Origin of the sequence: Streptomyces formicae, assembly GCF_002556545.1 — a bacterium.
Lineage (GTDB): Bacteria > Actinomycetota > Actinomycetes > Streptomycetales > Streptomycetaceae > Streptomyces > Streptomyces formicae_A.
The window spans coordinates 8,348,093-8,364,231 of sequence record NZ_CP022685.1; the positions used below are offsets into that span (position 1 = coordinate 8,348,093).

Annotated in this window: 14 protein-coding genes; 11 read left to right on the forward strand and 3 right to left on the reverse strand. The window is 71.0% G+C overall.

Features of this window, described 5'->3' with window-relative positions:
* Positions 1-97 precede the first annotated feature (97 nt).
* The 4 genes from KY5_RS36290 to KY5_RS36305 all read left to right on the forward strand — a co-directional run bounded on the left by KY5_RS36290 (position 98) and on the right by KY5_RS36305 (position 4,699).
* Positions 98-1,282, forward strand: coding sequence for a Gfo/Idh/MocA family protein (locus KY5_RS36290; RefSeq protein ID WP_098246181.1), 1,185 nt, complete (start codon positions 98-100; stop codon positions 1,280-1,282).
* 138 nt (positions 1,283-1,420) lie between these two features.
* The gene (gene tdh / locus KY5_RS36295; protein ID WP_098246182.1) at positions 1,421-2,449 is read left to right on the forward strand and encodes an L-threonine 3-dehydrogenase; all 1,029 of its coding nucleotides are present in this window, start codon (positions 1,421-1,423) and stop codon (positions 2,447-2,449) included.
* Between the two features lie 57 nt (positions 2,450-2,506).
* Positions 2,507-3,706, forward strand: coding sequence for a glycine C-acetyltransferase (locus KY5_RS36300; protein WP_098246183.1), 1,200 nt, complete (start codon positions 2,507-2,509; stop codon positions 3,704-3,706).
* 93 nt (positions 3,707-3,799) lie between these two features.
* Positions 3,800-4,699 (forward strand): LysR family transcriptional regulator, encoded by a 900-nt coding sequence (locus KY5_RS36305; RefSeq protein WP_098246184.1) that lies wholly within the window; start codon positions 3,800-3,802, stop codon positions 4,697-4,699.
* Positions 4,700-4,774: 75 nt separating this feature from the next.
* Here KY5_RS36305 and KY5_RS36310 read toward each other — a convergent pair whose 3' ends face one another.
* Entirely contained in the window at positions 4,775-5,476 is a 702-nt protein-coding gene (locus KY5_RS36310) for a restriction endonuclease (protein ID WP_098246185.1), read from the reverse strand.
* 322 nt (positions 5,477-5,798) lie between these two features.
* Here KY5_RS36310 and KY5_RS36315 point away from each other — a divergent pair, with 322 nt between their 5' ends.
* The 5 genes from KY5_RS36315 to KY5_RS36335 all read left to right on the forward strand — a co-directional run bounded on the left by KY5_RS36315 (position 5,799) and on the right by KY5_RS36335 (position 9,944).
* Positions 5,799-6,677 carry an ABC transporter permease gene (locus tag KY5_RS36315; protein WP_098246186.1) on the forward strand — a complete coding sequence of 293 codons (879 nt, stop codon included), beginning with the start codon at positions 5,799-5,801 and terminating at the stop codon, positions 6,675-6,677.
* An 84-nt stretch (positions 6,678-6,761) separates the two neighbouring features.
* Positions 6,762-7,835 carry an ABC transporter substrate-binding protein gene (locus KY5_RS36320; RefSeq protein WP_098246187.1) on the forward strand — a complete coding sequence of 358 codons (1,074 nt, stop codon included), beginning with the start codon at positions 6,762-6,764 and terminating at the stop codon, positions 7,833-7,835.
* A gap of 62 nt (positions 7,836-7,897) precedes the next feature.
* Complete coding sequence (locus KY5_RS36325) at positions 7,898-8,695, forward strand: ABC transporter ATP-binding protein (protein ID WP_234363268.1); 798 nt, start codon at positions 7,898-7,900, stop codon at positions 8,693-8,695.
* A gap of 62 nt (positions 8,696-8,757) precedes the next feature.
* Positions 8,758-9,321: a helix-turn-helix domain-containing protein gene (locus KY5_RS36330; RefSeq protein WP_098246188.1), complete on the forward strand. Its 564-nt coding sequence runs from the start codon at positions 8,758-8,760 to the stop codon at positions 9,319-9,321.
* Complete coding sequence (locus KY5_RS36335; protein WP_098246189.1) at positions 9,318-9,944, forward strand: GNAT family N-acetyltransferase; 627 nt, start codon at positions 9,318-9,320, stop codon at positions 9,942-9,944. The genes KY5_RS36330 and KY5_RS36335 overlap by 4 nt, the downstream gene beginning before the upstream one ends.
* On the opposite strand, the gene KY5_RS36340 is transcribed toward KY5_RS36335, so the two are convergent.
* Together KY5_RS36340 and KY5_RS36345 are read right to left on the reverse strand one after the other, a co-directional pair.
* Positions 9,895-10,800 carry a sugar phosphate isomerase/epimerase family protein gene (locus KY5_RS36340; protein WP_098246190.1) on the reverse strand — a complete coding sequence of 302 codons (906 nt, stop codon included), beginning with the start codon at positions 10,798-10,800 and terminating at the stop codon, positions 9,895-9,897. The two genes, KY5_RS36335 and KY5_RS36340, sit on opposite strands and share 50 nt — an antisense overlap.
* An 8-nt stretch (positions 10,801-10,808) precedes the next feature.
* Positions 10,809-14,276, reverse strand: a complete 3,468-nt coding sequence (locus tag KY5_RS36345; protein ID WP_098246191.1) for a ThuA domain-containing protein — start codon at positions 14,274-14,276, stop codon at positions 10,809-10,811.
* A gap of 348 nt (positions 14,277-14,624) precedes the next feature.
* On the opposite strand from KY5_RS36345, the gene KY5_RS36350 reads away from it, so the two are divergent.
* The gene (locus tag KY5_RS36350; RefSeq protein ID WP_098246192.1) at positions 14,625-15,632 is read left to right on the forward strand and encodes an alpha/beta fold hydrolase; all 1,008 of its coding nucleotides are present in this window, start codon (positions 14,625-14,627) and stop codon (positions 15,630-15,632) included.
* 105 nt (positions 15,633-15,737) lie between these two features.
* Positions 15,738-16,118, forward strand: coding sequence for an MmcQ/YjbR family DNA-binding protein (locus tag KY5_RS36355; RefSeq protein ID WP_098246193.1), 381 nt, complete (start codon positions 15,738-15,740; stop codon positions 16,116-16,118).
* Positions 16,119-16,139 lie beyond the last annotated feature (21 nt).

Sequence of the window (16,139 nt, forward strand, 5' to 3'; positions counted from 1 at the left end):
GCTCCGCCGCCCACCGGCATCCGTGAGCCAAGGACTCCGCACCACCGGCACCCGCACCACCGGCACCCGCAACACCGGCACAAGCGAAGGAAGTTCCATGACCGACCTCCGTCTCGGCGTTCTCGGCTACGGGCTGCGCGGCTCGCTGGCCCGTACCGCCCACCGGCCGGGAGAGGGCTCCCGCGTCACCGCCCTGGCCGACCACGACGCCACCGCACGGGCCGGGGCCGCCGTGGCCTTTCCCGGCGCGCTGATATCCAGCGACCACCGCAAGGTCGTCGAGGACCCGGACGTCGACGCGATCGTCGTCCTGACCCCCGACCACACCCACGCGGAGCTCGCCTGCGAGGCGCTGCGCGAAGGCAAGCCCGTCTTCGTCGAGAAGCCGCTGGAGACGAGCGTCGAGGCGTGCGACCGGATCCTGCACACCGCGTACGAGACGGGCACGCGCCTGTACGTCGGACACAACATGCGGCACATGCCCGTGGTCCGGCTGATGCGCGACGTCATCGAGCGCGGCGAGATCGGCGCGGTCAAGACCGTCTGGGTGCGGCACTTCGTCGGCTACGGCGGGGACTGGTACTTCAAGGACTGGCACGCCGAACGGCAGTACACCACGGGCCTGTTGCTGCAGAAGGCCGCCCACGACATCGACGTCCTGCACTGGCTGGCGAACGGCTACACGAGCCGGGTGCAGGCCCTCGGCGACCTCATGGTCTACGGCGACAACCCGCACCGCCGCGCGCCGGGCGAGCCCAAGACGGACGACTGGTACACCAAGGAAGGGCACTGGCCGCCGCACACCCAGCGCGACCTGAACCCCGTCATCGACGTCGAGGACGTGTCCCTGGTCAACATGCGCCTGGACAACGGGGTGCTCGCGGCCTACCAGCAGTGCCACTTCACGCCCGACTACTGGCGCAACTACACCGTCATCGGCGACGCGGGGCGCCTGGAGAACTTCGGTGACGGACCCGGGGGAGTGGTCAAGGTGTGGAACTCCCGCCGGTCCTCCTACCGGGGCGACGCGGACGCCGAGTATCCGGTGCCGGACGCGCAGGACGACGGCGGGCACGGCGGTGCCGATCCGCTGCTCGTCGACGAGTTCGTCCGCTTCGTCCGCGCGGGCGGGCGCACCGACACCTCGCCCGTCGCGGCGCGGATGGCCGTGGCGGCGGGCGTACGGGCCACCGAGTCGCTGCGGGACGGCGGGACGCCGCGCGAGGTGCCCGCGCTCGACCCGGAGCTGATCGCCTATTTCGAACGCGGGCAGCTCCGCTGATGCGCCGTTCTGGCGCGGGGGCCTGAAGGAAAGCTGCGGCGGCGCTTAAGAAATCCTCGATGGACCGGGGCGCCGCCGTAGGGAAGATTCCTGTGTCGTCGGAGCAAGAATCGACGGACGACGACAGGAGCCGTGGCGTTGAAGGCGCTGGTCAAGGAGAAGGCGGAGCCGGGACTCCGGCTGATGGACGTACCGGAGCCGGAGATCGGCCACGGAGACGTCCTGATCAAGGTGCTCCGCACCGGGATCTGCGGCACCGATCTGCACATCAGGGCCTGGGACGGCTGGGCGCAGCAGACGATCGCCGCGCCGCTGGTCGTCGGGCACGAGTTCGTCGGAGAGGTCGTCGAGACCGGCCGTGACGTCGCGGACATCAAGAGCGGCGACCTGGTCAGCGGCGAGGGCCACCTGGTCTGCGGCAAGTGCCGCAACTGTCTGGCCGGGCGGCGCCACCTGTGCCGCGCCACCGTCGGACTCGGCGTCGGCAGGGACGGCGCCTTCGCGGAGTACGTCGCGCTGCCCGCGACCAACGTCTGGGTGCACCGCGTCCCGGTGGACCTGGACGTGGCCGCGATCTTCGACCCGTTCGGCAACGCCGTGCACACCGCCCTCTCCTTCCCCCTGGTCGGCGAGGACGTGCTGATCACAGGGGCGGGGCCGATCGGCCTGATGGCGGCGGCCGTCGCTCGACACGCGGGCGCCCGCAACATCATGATCACCGACGTCAGCGAGGAGCGCCTCGAGCTGGCCCGCAAGACCGGCGTCACGCTCGCGCTCAACGTCGCGGAGTCCACGATCGCCGACGGACAGCGCACCCTCGGGCTCCGCGAGGGCTTCGACATCGGCCTGGAGATGTCCGGCAACCCGCGCGCGATGCGCGACATGGTCGCCAACATGACCCACGGCGGCAGGATCGCCATGCTCGGCCTGCCGTCCGAGGAGTTCGCGGTCGACTGGTCCAGGATCGTCACCTCGATGATCACGATCAAGGGGATCTACGGCCGCGAGATGTTCGAGACCTGGTACGCGATGTCCGTGCTGCTCGAAGGGGGGCTCGACCTGGCCCCCGTGATCACCGGCCGGTACGGCCACCGCGACTTCGAGGCCGCCTTCGACGACGCGGCGAGCGGCCGCGGCGGCAAGGTCATCCTCGACTGGACCTCGTGACCTCGTGACCTCCTGACCCCAGGCCGCAGACCTCCGAACACCCCTAAGGAATCAAGCATGTTCGACTCCGTACGCGAAGACCTCCAGGCCACCCTCGACGAGATCGTCGCCGCGGGACTGCACAAGCCCGAGCGCGTCATCGGCACCCCGCAGTCCGCCACGGTCGCCGTCACCGCGGGAGGCCGCCCCGGTGAGGTTCTCAACTTCTGCGCGAACAACTACCTCGGTCTCGCCGACCACCCCGACGTCGTCGCCGCGGCCCACGACGCGCTCGACCGGTGGGGCTACGGCATGGCGTCCGTCCGCTTCATCTGCGGTACGCAGGAGGTGCACAAGGAGCTGGAGGCGCGCCTTTCCGCCTTCCTCGGCCAGGAGGACACGATCCTCTACTCCTCGTGCTTCGACGCCAACGGCGGTGTCTTCGAGACGCTGCTCGGCGCCGAGGACGCGGTGATCTCCGACGCGCTCAACCACGCGTCGATCATCGACGGCATCCGCCTCTCCAAGGCCCGCCGCTTCCGCTACGCCAACCGCGACATGGGCGACCTGGAGAAGCAGCTCAAGGAGGCCACCGAGGGCGGCGCCCGGCGCAAGCTGATCGTCACCGACGGCGTCTTCTCCATGGACGGCTACGTCGCCCCGCTCTCCGACATCTGCGACCTCGCCGAGCGCTACGACGCGATGGTCATGGTCGACGACTCGCACGCCGTCGGCTTCGTGGGCCCCGGCGGGCGCGGCACCCCCGAGCTGCACGGCGTCATGGACCGCGTCGACATCATCACGGGCACGCTGGGCAAGGCGCTCGGCGGCGCGTCCGGCGGCTATGTCGCGGCCCGCGCGGAGATCGTCGCGCTGCTGCGCCAGCGCTCGCGCCCCTACCTCTTCTCGAACACCCTCGCCCCGGTGATCGCCGCGGCCTCGCTCAAGGTCATCGACCTCCTTGAGTCGGCCGGTGACCTGCGCGAACAGCTCGCCGCCAACACGGCTCTGTTCCGCTCGCGGATGACCGAGGAGGGCTTCGACATCCTGCCCGGCGACCACGCCATCGCCCCCGTCATGATCGGCGACGCGTCGGTGGCCGGCCGCATGGCCGAGCTGCTCCTGGAGCGCGGCGTGTACGTGATCGGCTTCTCGTACCCCGTGGTGCCGAAGGGCGCGGCGCGGATCCGCGTGCAGCTGTCCGCCGCGCACTCGACGGAGGACGTCAACCGCGCGGTGGAGGCGTTCGTCGCCGCGCGGGCCGAGCTGGACGGCTAGGGGCGAGCCCCGAAGGGGCGCGGGGAACTGCGCGCCCAGCTCCCACCGGCCCGCGGTGACGGATGGGTCTCCCGGTAAGGGAGAATCGTTCGCATGATCGAGGCGCGGCGGCTGCACATCCTCCGTGCGGTGGCTGACCACCGCACGGTCACGGCCGCTGCCGCGGCCCTCTACCTCACGCCGTCCGCGGTGTCCCAGCAGCTCACCGCCCTGGAGCAGGAGACGGGCCACCGCCTCGTCGAGCGCTCGGCGCGCGGCGTGCGCCTGACCGCGGCGGGGGAGATCCTGCTGACGCACACCAACGCGGTCCTCGCCCAGCTGGAGCGCGCCGAGGCGGAGCTCGCCGCGTACAGCTCGGGCGCGGCGGGGACCGTGACCGTGGCGTCCTTCGCCACCGGCATCGGCCTGGTCGTCGGCCCCGCGCTCGCCCGCCTCGCGGACTCCGCGCCCGGCATCAGGGTCAGGGTCCAGGACGCGGAGGGCGACGCGAGCCTGCCGATGGTGCTCGACCGGCAGGTGGACGTGGCCGTCGCCGTGGAGTACCGGGGAGCGCCCGGCGCCGACGACCCGCGGCTCACCCGCGTCCCGCTCTACGCCGAGCCCTTCGACGCGGTGCTCCCGGTCGGCCACCGGCTCGCGGCGGCGGACCGCGTCGCGCTCGCCGAGCTGGCCAAGGACGCGTGGATCGGCCCCTTCGCGGGCAACCCCTGCCACGACGTCGTGGTCCTCGCCTGCGAGCAGGCCGGGTTCCAGCCGCTGCTCGAGCATTGGTCGGACGACTTCCGCGCGGTGGTGGCGCTCGCGTCGGCAGGCGCGGGCGTCGCCCTCGTGCCCCGCTCGGCGCTGCGGGGCATGGAGGTGCCCGGCGTGGTCGTACGCCCCGTCGAGGGCGCGGCTCCCACGCGCCGGGTGTTCGCCGCGGTGCGCTGCGGCGCGGAGGAGCATCCGCTGATCCGCCCGGTGCTCGACGCGCTGGGGGAAGCGGCGGGCTAGGCCCTGTCATCAAACTCCCGTCGTCGCGGGGCAGACGGGAGTGTGACGACAGGGCCTGGGCCGCCCGCGCGGACGTCAGGGGAGCGGTCGGCCCGGCGGCGGTATTCGGGGCAGCAGCTCCCACAGGGGGCGCGAGCCCGAGGCCCAGGCGGTCAGGGTCCGGCGGTCCACCAGATGGAGTTGCTGGGAACGCGCGAGCGGCGCGCACTTCGCCGAGAACCTGCCGTTCGTCACCAGGACCACCACGTCGGCGCCGTGCAGTTGGCGGGCCGTCCCGTTCAGGACGTGCAGATCCGGTGTGCCGACCGCCGAACCCTCCGCGCCGCGCCTGCGGTGCTTGCACTGGATGACCCAGCGGCGGCCCGAGGGGTCGGTGGCCTTCACGTCCGCCCCGTTGTCGTTCGCCCCGCCGACCTGCGCCGCGTCCCGGCAGCCGTCCCGCCGCATCAAGTCGCGGACGGCGTACTCGAAATCCCGGTGGTGCAGGGCGTCCAACTGCCCTATCGCGAACCGCAGGCCCTGCGCGCGGACCCGGTCCCACCGGGCGCGCTCGGACTTCCGGTACAGCCACAGCCCACCCGCCCCGGCGGCCGCCGCGCCCGCGACGAGCAGCAACCACCAGTGCGCGAGCAGCCAGTTCACCGCCACCACGACCAGGCCGACCGCCGCCACGGCGGCCACGCACACCATGAGGACCTCGGCGTCCCTGCCGCGCCGCGCCCGCCGCGTGCGACGCGGATACCGCGTGCGCCGCCTCGCGGGCGGCCGCCGCGTCATGACCGGTCCCGTCCGTACGCCTTGTTCCCCGGCATGTCGCCCCCCATTCAGCCGCTGTCCCCGCCCGACAACCCATGCTGGCAGCCGCCACTGACAACGGGGCAGACGAAATCGGGGCTCGGCGGCCCGGGCAGGCCCGGCCCGGAAACTCAGGTCCGACCTATTGACCCTGCTGTGAGCCAGTCATTAGCGTGGCCGACAGCCTGCCAGAAAGCGCTTTCTGGACACGTTTCTCCGTCGCCCCTCCGCCGCCTCTCCGCCGCTTCCTCCGCACTTGCGCACCTGCCGCCGAAGTTCGCCGAAGCCCGTTGAAGCCCGTCGAATGTCAGGGGAGTTCCTCGTGAGCCAGCGCGTACTGTCCCCAACGCCCGGCAAGGCGGCGGGTGTTGTCGAGCGGGAGCGTCCCGGCGTCCGGCAGCGCGTGGCCGACGCGGTCGAACGCGGCTGGCGTCCGCTCGCCCTGCTGCTCGTCTGCTTCGGCGCCTGGTGGCTGATCGCCGCCACCGCCATGGTGGAGCCCTATCTGGTCCCCTCGCCGGGCGCGACCTTCGACGTCATCGTCGACAAGCCCGACTACCTCTGGCAGCACAGCTGGGTCACCACGTACGAGACGCTGATCGGCTTCGTCATCGCGGTCGGCGTCGGGATCGTCTCCGCCGTCCTGATGGTCGCGTCGACCACCGTCGAGAAGACCCTCTATCCGATCCTGCTCTTCGCCCAGGTCGTACCGAAGATCGCCATCGCCCCGCTGTTCGTCGTCTGGCTGGGCTTCGGCATCGCGCCCAAGATCCTCATCGCCGTCCTCATCGCCTTCTTCCCCGTCGTCATCTCGATGGTCACCGGGCTCAAGGCCGTGGACCCCGAGATGCTGCAGCTCTCCGCGACGATGGGCGCACGCCCCTGGCAGACCTTCCTCAAGATCCGCTTCCCGGCCTCGCTTCCGCATCTCTTCTCCGGGCTCAAGGTGGCCGTCACGCTCGCCGTGACCGGTGCCGTCGTGGGGGAGTTCGTCGGCGCGAACGAAGGGCTCGGCTACGTGATCCTCCAGGCCAACGGCAACCTCGACACCCCGATGCTCTTCGCGGGACTGCTCGTGATGTCGCTGATCGGGGTGGTCCTCTTCGTCCTCGTCGAGATCGCCGAGAAGCTCCTGCTCCCGTGGCACGCCAGCCGCAGGGGCGCGGCCGCCACCACGTACTGACCGCTCCTCCATCGGCACGCTCCTGCCGTCCCCACGCTCCTCCCATCGCCACGCACCGACTCCCGTACGCGAGAAGGGCCGCTCATGCACGCGCGCAGACTCCTCACAGGACTCGTCCCGCTGGCGCTCGTCGCGGTGACCGCGACGGCCTGCGGTGGCGACGACGCCAGGACGAGCACCAGCGACTCCGGCAAGAAGCTCGACAGGGTGACGCTGACGCTCAACTGGTATCCGTACGGCGAGCACGCGCCGTTCTACCTCGGCAAGCAGCAGAAGATCTTCGAGAAGCACGGCATCGACCTGGAGATCAGGGCGGGCCAGGGTTCGCAGAAGACCGTGCAGGCCACCGGCGCGGGACAGACCGACTTCGGCTGGGCCGACACCCCCGCCGTGCTCGCCGGTGTCGATCAGGGCGTCAAGGTGAAGAGCCTCGGAGTGTTCCTGCAGACGACGCCCGCCTCGGTGCAGTACTTCGACACGGAGGGCATCACGTCGCCCGCGGGGCTCAAGGGAAAGACGATCGCGGGGACGGCAGGAGACGCGCTCACCAAGACCTTCCCGATCTTCCTGGCGAAGAACGGCATGGAGCTGTCGGACGTCAAGATCCAGAACACCGACCCGGCGGGGAAGATCGCCGCGGTGATCTCCGGCAAGACCGACGCGCTGCTCGGCTACGCGAGCGACCAGGGCCCGACGATGCGGAACAAGGCGGCGAAGGACGTCTCCTACCTGCGCTTCTCCGAGCACGGCCTGAACTTCTACTCCAACGGGCTCATCGCGGGTCCCAAGACGCTGCAGGGCAGGGGCGATCTGGCCCAGCGGATGACGGCGGCCGTCAGCGAGGCGTGGTCGTCGGCGCAGCGCAGTCCCGGGCCCGCGGTCGCCGCGATGGAGGGCGCGTCCGAGCAACTGCCGCCGAAGAAGGTGCTGTCGGAGCAGTTCAGGACGACGCTGACCCTGCTGCACACGGATGCCACCGAGGGCAAGGCGCCGGGGGTCAACACCGCGGCCGACTGGAAGCAGACCATCGAGGTCTTCGCCGAGGCGGGCCTGATCGAGGAGCCCAAGTCCGTGTCGGAGTACTGGGATTCGGCGAAGAGCGTCAAGGCAGCCAAGGCAGCCAAGGCAGCCAAGGCAGCCAAGGGGGTCAAGGGGTGAGCGCGCCCAAGCACGCCACGCTCGCGACACAGGGCCTCGTGACGGGGAAGGGCGGGGAGGGCATGGAAGGCATGGAGGGCATGACCACGCGGCCCGCCGTGCGTCTCGGTGCCGTCGCCGTCCGCTTCCGTACGAAGAGGAAGGACGTCACCGCGTTGCGGGACGTCTCGCTCGACGTCGGCTCCGGCGAGTTCGTGGCGATCGTCGGCCCTTCGGGATGCGGCAAGTCCACACTGCTCAAACTGGTCGCCGGGCTCCTCGCGCCGTCCTCGGGAGAGGTGCTCCTCGGCGGCGAGCGGGTGCGCGGACCGAGGCGCGACATCGGCTACGTCTTCCAGCGCGCCGCCCTTCTCGACTGGCGCTCGGCGCGGCGCAACATCCTGCTCCAGGCGGAGATGCGCAAGATCCCCGCCGCGCGGGCACGCGCGCGTGCCGACGAGTTGATCCGCATGACCGGGCTCGACGGCTTCGAGGACGCCTATCCGCACGAGCTGTCGGGCGGCATGCAGCAGCGGGTCGCGCTCTGCCGCGCCCTGCTGCACGAGCCGCCCGTGCTACTTATGGATGAGCCGTTCGGGGCGCTGGACGCGCTGACGCGCGAGCAGATGAACGTGGAGCTGAACCGCATCTGGCGCGAGACCGGCACCACGGTCCTCCTGGTGACGCACTCCATCCCGGAGGCGGTCTACCTCGCCGACCGGGTCGTCGTGATGAGCCCGCGCCCCGGCACGGTCACGGAGGTGATCGACGTAGGGCTTCCGCCGGAACGGGAGTACGCCGCCACGCTCGTGTCCCCCGAGTTCCGCACGGCGACGGGCCGGATCAGGGAGCTGCTCGGGGCGGTGTCCGCGCACGACTGACGCGTGGTCCGCGGGGGACCCGCGCTTGCCGGATATCCCAGAAACGGGATAACGTACCGAATATGGAACACGATGGAGTCGACGCGCGCCTTGCCGCGCGGCTGGCCGAACTGCGTGCGGAACGCGGCTGGTCCCTGGGCGAGTTGGCGGAGCTGAGCGGGATCAGCCGCTCGACCCTGTCCCGCGCCGAGCGCGCGGAGATCAGCCCCACCGCGGCCCTCCTGAACCGGCTCTGCGCGGTCTACGAGCGGACGATGTCGCAGCTCCTGAGCGAGGTCGAGGCCGAGCCCGCGCAGTTGGTGCGCGCCGTCGACCAGGCCGTCTGGACGGACGACGACGCGGGCTTCATGCGCTGGTCGGTCTCGCCGCCGAGCACCGGCATGCGCGGCGAGCTGGTCGAGGGCCGACTGCAGCCGGGCGCCGACATCGCCTACGACCGCCCGGCCGTGCCGGGTCTGGAACAGCACATCTGGGTGCTCGAAGGGGCCCTGGAGGTCACGGTCCACGGGGAGGCGCACCTGCTGCGTACCGGGGACTGTCTGCGCTTTCGCCTGTGGGGCGCGTCGCGGTTCCGCTGTGAGGGCGAGACAGCCGTGCGGTACGCGCTGGTCGTGGTGACGCCGTGACCGGAACGTCCACCGTCGCCCGGCTCACCGCCCGTCAACTCCTGGACTGCGCGGACGGCTTGGCGGAGTTGCTGGTCGAGACGGTCCGGAGCGGCGCCTCGCTCGGCTTCCTCGCCGATCTCGAAGGGCCCGCGGCGACCGCCTGGTGGCGCGGGCTCGCCCCCGTGGTCGCCGAGGGGCGACTCGCCCTCTGGGCCGCCCGCGACGCCGAGCGCGTCACCGGGACCGTCGGTGTCGCCTTCGTGGACAAGCCCAACGGCCGCCACCGCGCCGAGATCACCAAGCTGATGGTGCACCCGGGCGCGCGCGGACAGGGCCTCGCCCGCGCGCTCCTGTCCGCCGCCGAAGAGACGGCGGCGGAGGCGGGCGTGACCCTGCTCGTGCTGGACACCGAGACCCACAGCCCCGCCGAGACCCTCTACGAGAAGGCGGGCTGGACCCGGGCCGGAACCATCCCGGACTACGCGACGGACCCGGCGGGCGGCCTCCACGCGACGACGCTCTTCTACAAGAGGGTCGGCAAGGAAGTCGGAAAGGAAGTCGACAAGAAGGCCCCGCCGAGCATGCCGGAGCTCAGTAGCGCAGCGCCGAGAGATACGCGTAACTGTTGCGCGCCGTACTGAAGGGGTCGGCCGGAGTGTCGTGCTCGACCAGCCACTGCCGTACGCCGCCCACGCGCGCGTGGGCGAACATCGCGGCGAAGTCGAGCGTCCCCGAGCCGACGTCGGCGAAGCCCCCGTCCGGCGCCATGTCCTTCACATGGAGGGCGGGGAAGCGGTGCGGATGGCGACGGAAGTACGTGGCCGGGTCGGCGCCGCCCTTCACCGCCCAGTAGACGTCCAGTTCGAAGGCGACCAGAGCGGGATCGGTCTCGGCGAGGAGGACGTCGTACAGGTTCACGCCGTCGACCACCACATGGTCCGTGCCGTGGTTGTGGAACAGGACGGGCCCCAGGCCCGCCTCGCGCGAGGCGAGCCCGATCCGGTTGAACTGCCGTGCCGCCTCGCGGAACCCGTCCGGCGTGTGCAACGCCCCCGGCAGGCTCGGCACCACGGGCCACCAGGCGCCCAGGGTGTGCAGATCGTCCAGCGCCCGGGCCAGCCCGCCGCCGGTGAGCGTGGTGTACGCGACGTGTTCGAGCACCGCCCGCAGGCCCGTCGCGTCGAGCATCGCGCGGATGTCCCCCGCGCCGTACCCGTGCCGACCGCTGACGCCCACGGTCGCGTACCCGATTCCGGCGAGCCGCTCCAGGGTGCCCGCGAAGTCCCCGGCGAGGACGTCGCGCATCGTGTAGAGGTGCATCCCGATGCCGCCGTGCGGAACGCGCCGCCGGTGTCCGTGCTCCGCCGCCCGCGCGGGCGACGCCCCGCCGACGGCTGCGGCGAGCCCGAGGGACGTACCGACCGACGTACCGACGGCCGTACGGAGGAAGGCGCGTCGCGTGCCGCCCGGGGGAGAGGCGCTCGCTGATCCGTTCATGCTCGTCCTCACTTCGCCGTGATCCGGACGGCGCCGGTCGTCGTGTCGCCCTTGTCGTCGGTCACCGTCAGGTGCGCGGTGTACGCCCCCGCGCGCGCGTACGCGTGGTCGGCCGTCGGGCCCTCCGCGCCGCCGGACGGCTTCGTGTTGTCGCCGAAGTCCCAGTGGTAGGAGGCGGCGGTGCGGCCCGGGGGCAGCTTCACCTTGCCCGTGAGCTTCACCGCGAGCGGCGGCGCGCCGCTGTCGGGCGCGGCGGTCACCGTCACCTTCGCCCCCGCGGACTTCTCGACGCCCGGCCCGTTGAAGCGCAGCCAGTCGACCGTGAGCAGGTCGGGCCCTTCGGCCGTCCAGCGCGGGTTGGTGAAGACCGCGTACAGCGTCGTCGTGCCGTCGTGGTCGGCGAGTTCGGTCGTCGGCGAGACGAAGTTGCCCCACGCTCCGGTGCTTGGCACGGTCACCTTGCCGAGCAGCTCGCCCGTGGGCGATCCCGCGCGGAACTCGATGTCCCCGCCGAGCCCGCCCGACGCCGCCCCCACGGTCACGGAGTCGACCCCCTTGAGGTGCACGGGGTCGAAGGAGACCCAGTCGCCGTCCTCGATCTCGATGAGCCGCTTGCCGCCCGACGCCTCCGCCCGGTCACCGGTCTCGGCCCCGCCGTGCGCGCCACCCGTCGCGGTGCGGTGCTCGGCCTCGCGGAACGACGTCCGCAGCGTCAGCGAGGCGGACCCGGTCAGCGCGGGCACGCCGTCCGCGCCCCTGTCCTCGTACTGGGCGGTGATCCCGTAGTACAGGTTCTGTCCCGGACCGTGGCTGTCCCCGGCGTCCGTCACGATCTCACCCGAGCAGCCGGTGTAGTTGTCCAGCGGATGCAGATGGCTGTCGTGCCCCAACTGGGACTGGACGACCACCTTGCCGCAGTCGATCGGCCCGTCCTCCCTGTCCGTCACCCTGACCTTGAACGGGATGGTGTCGCCGAAGCTGAACGTCCCGCCGTTCGGCGGCTGTTGGATCGTCACCACGGGACGCGTGTTGCCGACCGTGACGTCGCGTACGGCGAGCCCGCTGAGCTCCCCGGGGCCCGTGACCTTGAGGCGCGCGCTGAACTGGCCCTTCTTCGTGTACGTGTGGGTGGGGTTCGCCTCGGTCGAGTCGGTCGTGCCGTCGCCGTCGAAGTCCCACGCGTAGGTGACGGGCTTCCCGCCGGGCAGTCCGGAGCCCTCGCTGGAGAACTTCACGGTCAGGGGCGTCCGCCCGTTGTCCGGCGTCGCCGTGATCCGGGCGTCGGGCAGCCGTCCGTCCGCCACGTAGTCGATGCGGTAGATGCCCGCGCCCTCGTTGCTGCCGCCTCGGCCCGTGCCGCTGCCGAGCCCGAAGTCGATGACGTACAGAGCGCCGTCAGGACCGAAATCGGCGTCGAAAGGCTGATTCCACTTCATGTCGGGGAAGACGGAATTGATGGACTGCAGATCGCCCTTCTTCGCCGGTTCGAAGCGCGGATCGGTGAACGTCTGGTCCTTCTCCTGGATCGAGAAGGTCTTGAACCACTGCCGGGTCAGCTCGTAGGCGAACCACTTCCCCTCGAAGTACTCGGGGAACTTCGTCTTGTACGCGTTGGCGGCGTCGTAGTCATAGACGGGGCCGCTCATCGGTCCGCCGCCGCCCGTGCCGAGTTCGGGGAACTCCGGGGAATCGGAGTACGCGTACCAGACGTTCGCGGCCTTCGCGGGCGGCAGGTCGCGCAGCCCCGTGTTGTTCGGTGAGTCGTTGACGACCTTCGCGCAGTCGAATTTCCCCTTCGGCGTCTTGGTCGCGAAGTCGTAGTCGTTGAAGGGGGTGTTGTCGCCGACGCAGTACGGCCAGCCGTAATTGCCCGCCTCGGTGATCCGGTCGAACTCCACGGTCCCCTCGGGGCCCCGGTCCGCGACGGCTTTCCTGGCGTCGGGCCCGTAGTCGGCGACCAGGAGCGCGCCGCTCAGCGGGTCCGTGGTGATCCTGAAGGGATTGCGCAGCCCCATCGCGTAGACCTCGGAGCGCGTCTTCTCCGTGCCCGCGGGGAAGAGGTTCCCCGGGGGAACGGCATACGTTCCGTCGTCCTTGGGCGTGATCCGCAGGATCTTTCCGCGCAGATCGTTCGTATTGCCCGCCGTGCCCTGCGCGTCCCAGGCGCGGCGGCCCTCGCGCTCGTCGATCGGGGTGAAGCCGTCAGAGGCGAACGGGTCGGTGTTGTCGCCCGTCGCGACATAGAGGTCGCCCTTCTTGTCGAAGGCGATCGAACCCGCCATGTGCGAATTCGCCCGGCCCTCGCCGCGCCACGTCGGAATCGTCAACAGACGCTTCTCGGAAGCCGGATCGATCTTTCCGCGCGCCTCGGTGAAGCGCGACAAGTTGATGCGTTTCTGGGTCTTGTCGGAGTGCAGGAGATACAGCCAGTGGTTGTCCTTGAACCCCGGATCGAGCGCGAGCCCGAGCAGTCCGTCCGACTGGCTCGTCATCTCCGGGGTGTACGCGAGGTCGAGTGCCGTGGAGACCTTCAGCGTCTCCTGATCGATGATCTTGAGCTTTCCGGTGCGCTGGATGAAGAAGACCCGGCGGTCGGGCGCCACGGCCAGCTCGAACGGATCGGCGAGATCCTCGGTGGCGAGGGGCGTGCGCTGGAAACCGCCCGTCTTCGTAGCGGTGCAGTCGCCCGGCTTGTCGCCTGCCGCCCACTGGATGCCGCCGAGGACGTGGCGCAGGAAACCCTCTTCCTGGAAGGCCGCCTTGGCGTGCCCGCCCGCCGTGTACCAGGAGCGGCCGCCGTCGTACTTCTGGCACCAGGACCACGGCTGGTCGACGCCCTCGTCGAGGCCCGTGACGCCGTCGCGCACCTTGACCTGTGCGAGGGTGTGCACCTTCCCCGTGGGGTTGGCGCGCCAGTTGTACCACTCCTCCGTGCGCTCCCAGAGCTCGGGCAGCCCCTTCGTGGACGGGTGCGCGTGGTCGAGCACCTTCACCCGTCCCGTCTGTACGGCGGGGTGCTTGTCGAAGATCGCGCCGACCAGGCCCTCGTACCACTGCCAGTCCCGCTCGCTCGCCGACGCCGCGTGCAGGCCGACCCAGCCGCCGCCCGCCCTGACGTACTTCTGGAAGGCGGCGCGCTGGGCGGCGTCGAGCAGATCGCCCTTCTCCGGAGTGGAGTTGGTGTTGTTGAACACGATCGCCTGGAAGCGGGCGAGGTTGGCGTCGGTGAACGCCGACGCGTCGTCGGTGGCCTCGACCTCGAACCCGTTCTCGCTGCCGAGCTTCTCGATCGCTTCGATGCCCGCGGGGATCGAGTCGTGGGCGTAGTTCGTGACCTTGGAGAAGACCAGGACACGGAAGGCCGGTGCGGCCTCGGCGCGGGGCGGGGCGCCGATGCCGAGGCCCACGACGAGGGCGAGCAGGGCGATGAGGACGAGCAGGGGTCTTGGCGCACGCTGCGGTGCCGTGGAACTCATGGCGCTCCCTGGGCTTGGCTGATGGGCGGCTGCCGGTCGCCGGGTGTGCGGTGAGTTGCGTCTGCGCTGCTGTTTGCCGCTGTGCTCGAGCGGGTGGGCAGCTCCTGGGGAGCCGCCCCCTAGAAAGCGCTTTCGTCACGCGAGGCTCAGCGTAGGTTCCGGTTCTGTGGAGGGTCAATGGGTCGGCTCGGGCCAGAAGGGGCTCGCGTGGGGTGGGAGTTGAAGCCGTGCGCCCCTCCGGGCGGAGCCCACCCGGGCGGAGCCGGCCCTCGTGATCCGCATGAGGTGGGGTACGCGGGGGAGGCTGAGCCGGAGGAATCCAGCCACCATCCCAGGGAGCCCGTTCCGATGCCCGACCGAGACGACGCCCACGGCCCGACCACCACGCCCTTCACCGCGGGGCTGCTCAACGCGGCGGACGGCGTGCCCGTCGCCACGTACACCTGGCTGCCCGCCGACGGCAGGCCCCGCGCCTACGTCCAGATCGCGCACGGCGCCGCCGAACACGCCCTGCGCTACGACCGGTTCGCCCGCCACCTGACCGCGCGCGGCTACGGAGTGGTCGCCTCCGACCACCGAGGCCACGGCGCCACCGCGCAGGCCACGGGCGGCTTCGGCGTCACCTCAGGGGCCGACGGGGTGCAGGGGGCGACCGGCGCGCGTGGTGCGGACGGCGCCGACAGCTGGCGGGCCATCGTCGACGACCTCAAGGCGATCGGTGACCAGGTGCGCACCCTGCACCCCGGGCTCCCCTTCTTCCTCCTGGGCCACAGCCTCGGCTCGATGCTCGCGCGGGACTACGCGCAGGAGTACGCCGACGGGCTCGCGGGACTGATCCTCTCGGGCACGTTCCGTTCGCTGCCCGGCGCCGAGACGCAGGAGTCCATCGCCCGCCTCGAACGGGAGATCGCCGAGGGTGGCCGCGCTGCGCCTTCCTCGTTCGTCCCCGACCTCTTCGCCTCCTTCAACGACCCCTACCCGCACCGCACGGGCTTCGAGTGGCTCTCGCGCGACGAGGCCGAGGTCGACGCCTACGTCGCCGACGAGCGCTGCGGATTCCCGTTCTCCGCGGGCCTCTCGCTGGACTGGGTGCGCGCCGTACGCAAGATCAACGATCCGCGCAACCTCGCGCGCGTGCCCGCCGATCTGCCGATCCACCTCGCGGTCGGCGAGCAGGACCCGTGCAACCAGGGCATGACGCTGGTCCACGAGCTCCTGGAGGACTTCCGGTACGTGGGCGTCGAGGACCTCACCTGGAAGGGCTACCCGGACGCCCGCCACGAGATCCTCAACGAGACCAACAGGGACGAGGTCCAGGACGACCTGACGGCCTGGCTGGACGAGCGGGTGCTGTGAGGCCCGCTCGGGGGCCGTCCCCGGGGGCGGGCCCCGGGGACGGGCGCGGGGGCGGGTGCGGCCGTCGGCGGGTGAGTGTCAGTGGCGTTGGCTACGGTTCATGCCATGTCGAAGTCCAGATCCCGTGCCCGCGTCACCTCCGACGACGTGCGCCGCATCGCCCTCGCCCTGCCGGACACGGTGGAGAAGATCGCGTGGAGCATGCCCACCTTCCGCGTGGCCGGAAAGATGTTCGTGACGGTGCCCGACGACGAGACGTCCTTCGCCGTGCGCTGTCCGAAAGTGGAGCGGGACGAGCTGGTCCTCGCCGAGCCCGACAAGTTCTGGGTCGCCGACCACGAGGCGGGCTCCGCCTGGGTGCGGGTGCGCCTCGCGGCGCTCGACGAGGAGGAGCTGACCGACATCCTCGAGGACTCCTGGCGACAGGCGGCCCCGCCCCGACTCCTCGAAGCGCACCCGGAGTTGGGGGTGCCGACCACGGGCTGAGCGGGGCCGACCACGGGCTGA

Bases quoted from the DNA above. Each gene is read 5' to 3' on its own strand.
- KY5_RS36290 (WP_098246181.1), top strand. From the start codon at position 98: ATGACCGACCTCCGTCTCGGCGTTCTCGGCTACGGGCTGCGCGGCTCG.
- KY5_RS36300 (WP_098246183.1), top strand. From the start codon at position 2,507: ATGTTCGACTCCGTACGCGAAGACCTCCAGGCCACCCTCGACGAGATC.
- KY5_RS36305 (WP_098246184.1), top strand. From the start codon at position 3,800: ATGATCGAGGCGCGGCGGCTGCACATCCTCCGTGCGGTGGCTGACCAC.
- KY5_RS36310 (WP_098246185.1), bottom strand. From the start codon at position 5,476: ATGACGCGGCGGCCGCCCGCGAGGCGGCGCACGCGGTATCCGCGTCGC.
- KY5_RS36315 (WP_098246186.1), top strand. From the start codon at position 5,799: ATGTCAGGGGAGTTCCTCGTGAGCCAGCGCGTACTGTCCCCAACGCCC.
- KY5_RS36320 (WP_098246187.1), top strand. From the start codon at position 6,762: ATGCACGCGCGCAGACTCCTCACAGGACTCGTCCCGCTGGCGCTCGTC.
- KY5_RS36325 (WP_234363268.1), top strand. From the start codon at position 7,898: ATGGAAGGCATGGAGGGCATGACCACGCGGCCCGCCGTGCGTCTCGGT.
- KY5_RS36330 (WP_098246188.1), top strand. From the start codon at position 8,758: ATGGAACACGATGGAGTCGACGCGCGCCTTGCCGCGCGGCTGGCCGAA.
- KY5_RS36340 (WP_098246190.1), bottom strand. From the start codon at position 10,800: ATGAACGGATCAGCGAGCGCCTCTCCCCCGGGCGGCACGCGACGCGCC.
- KY5_RS36345 (WP_098246191.1), bottom strand. From the start codon at position 14,276: ATGAGTTCCACGGCACCGCAGCGTGCGCCAAGACCCCTGCTCGTCCTC.
- KY5_RS36350 (WP_098246192.1), top strand. From the start codon at position 14,625: ATGCCCGACCGAGACGACGCCCACGGCCCGACCACCACGCCCTTCACC.
- KY5_RS36355 (WP_098246193.1), top strand. From the start codon at position 15,738: ATGTCGAAGTCCAGATCCCGTGCCCGCGTCACCTCCGACGACGTGCGC.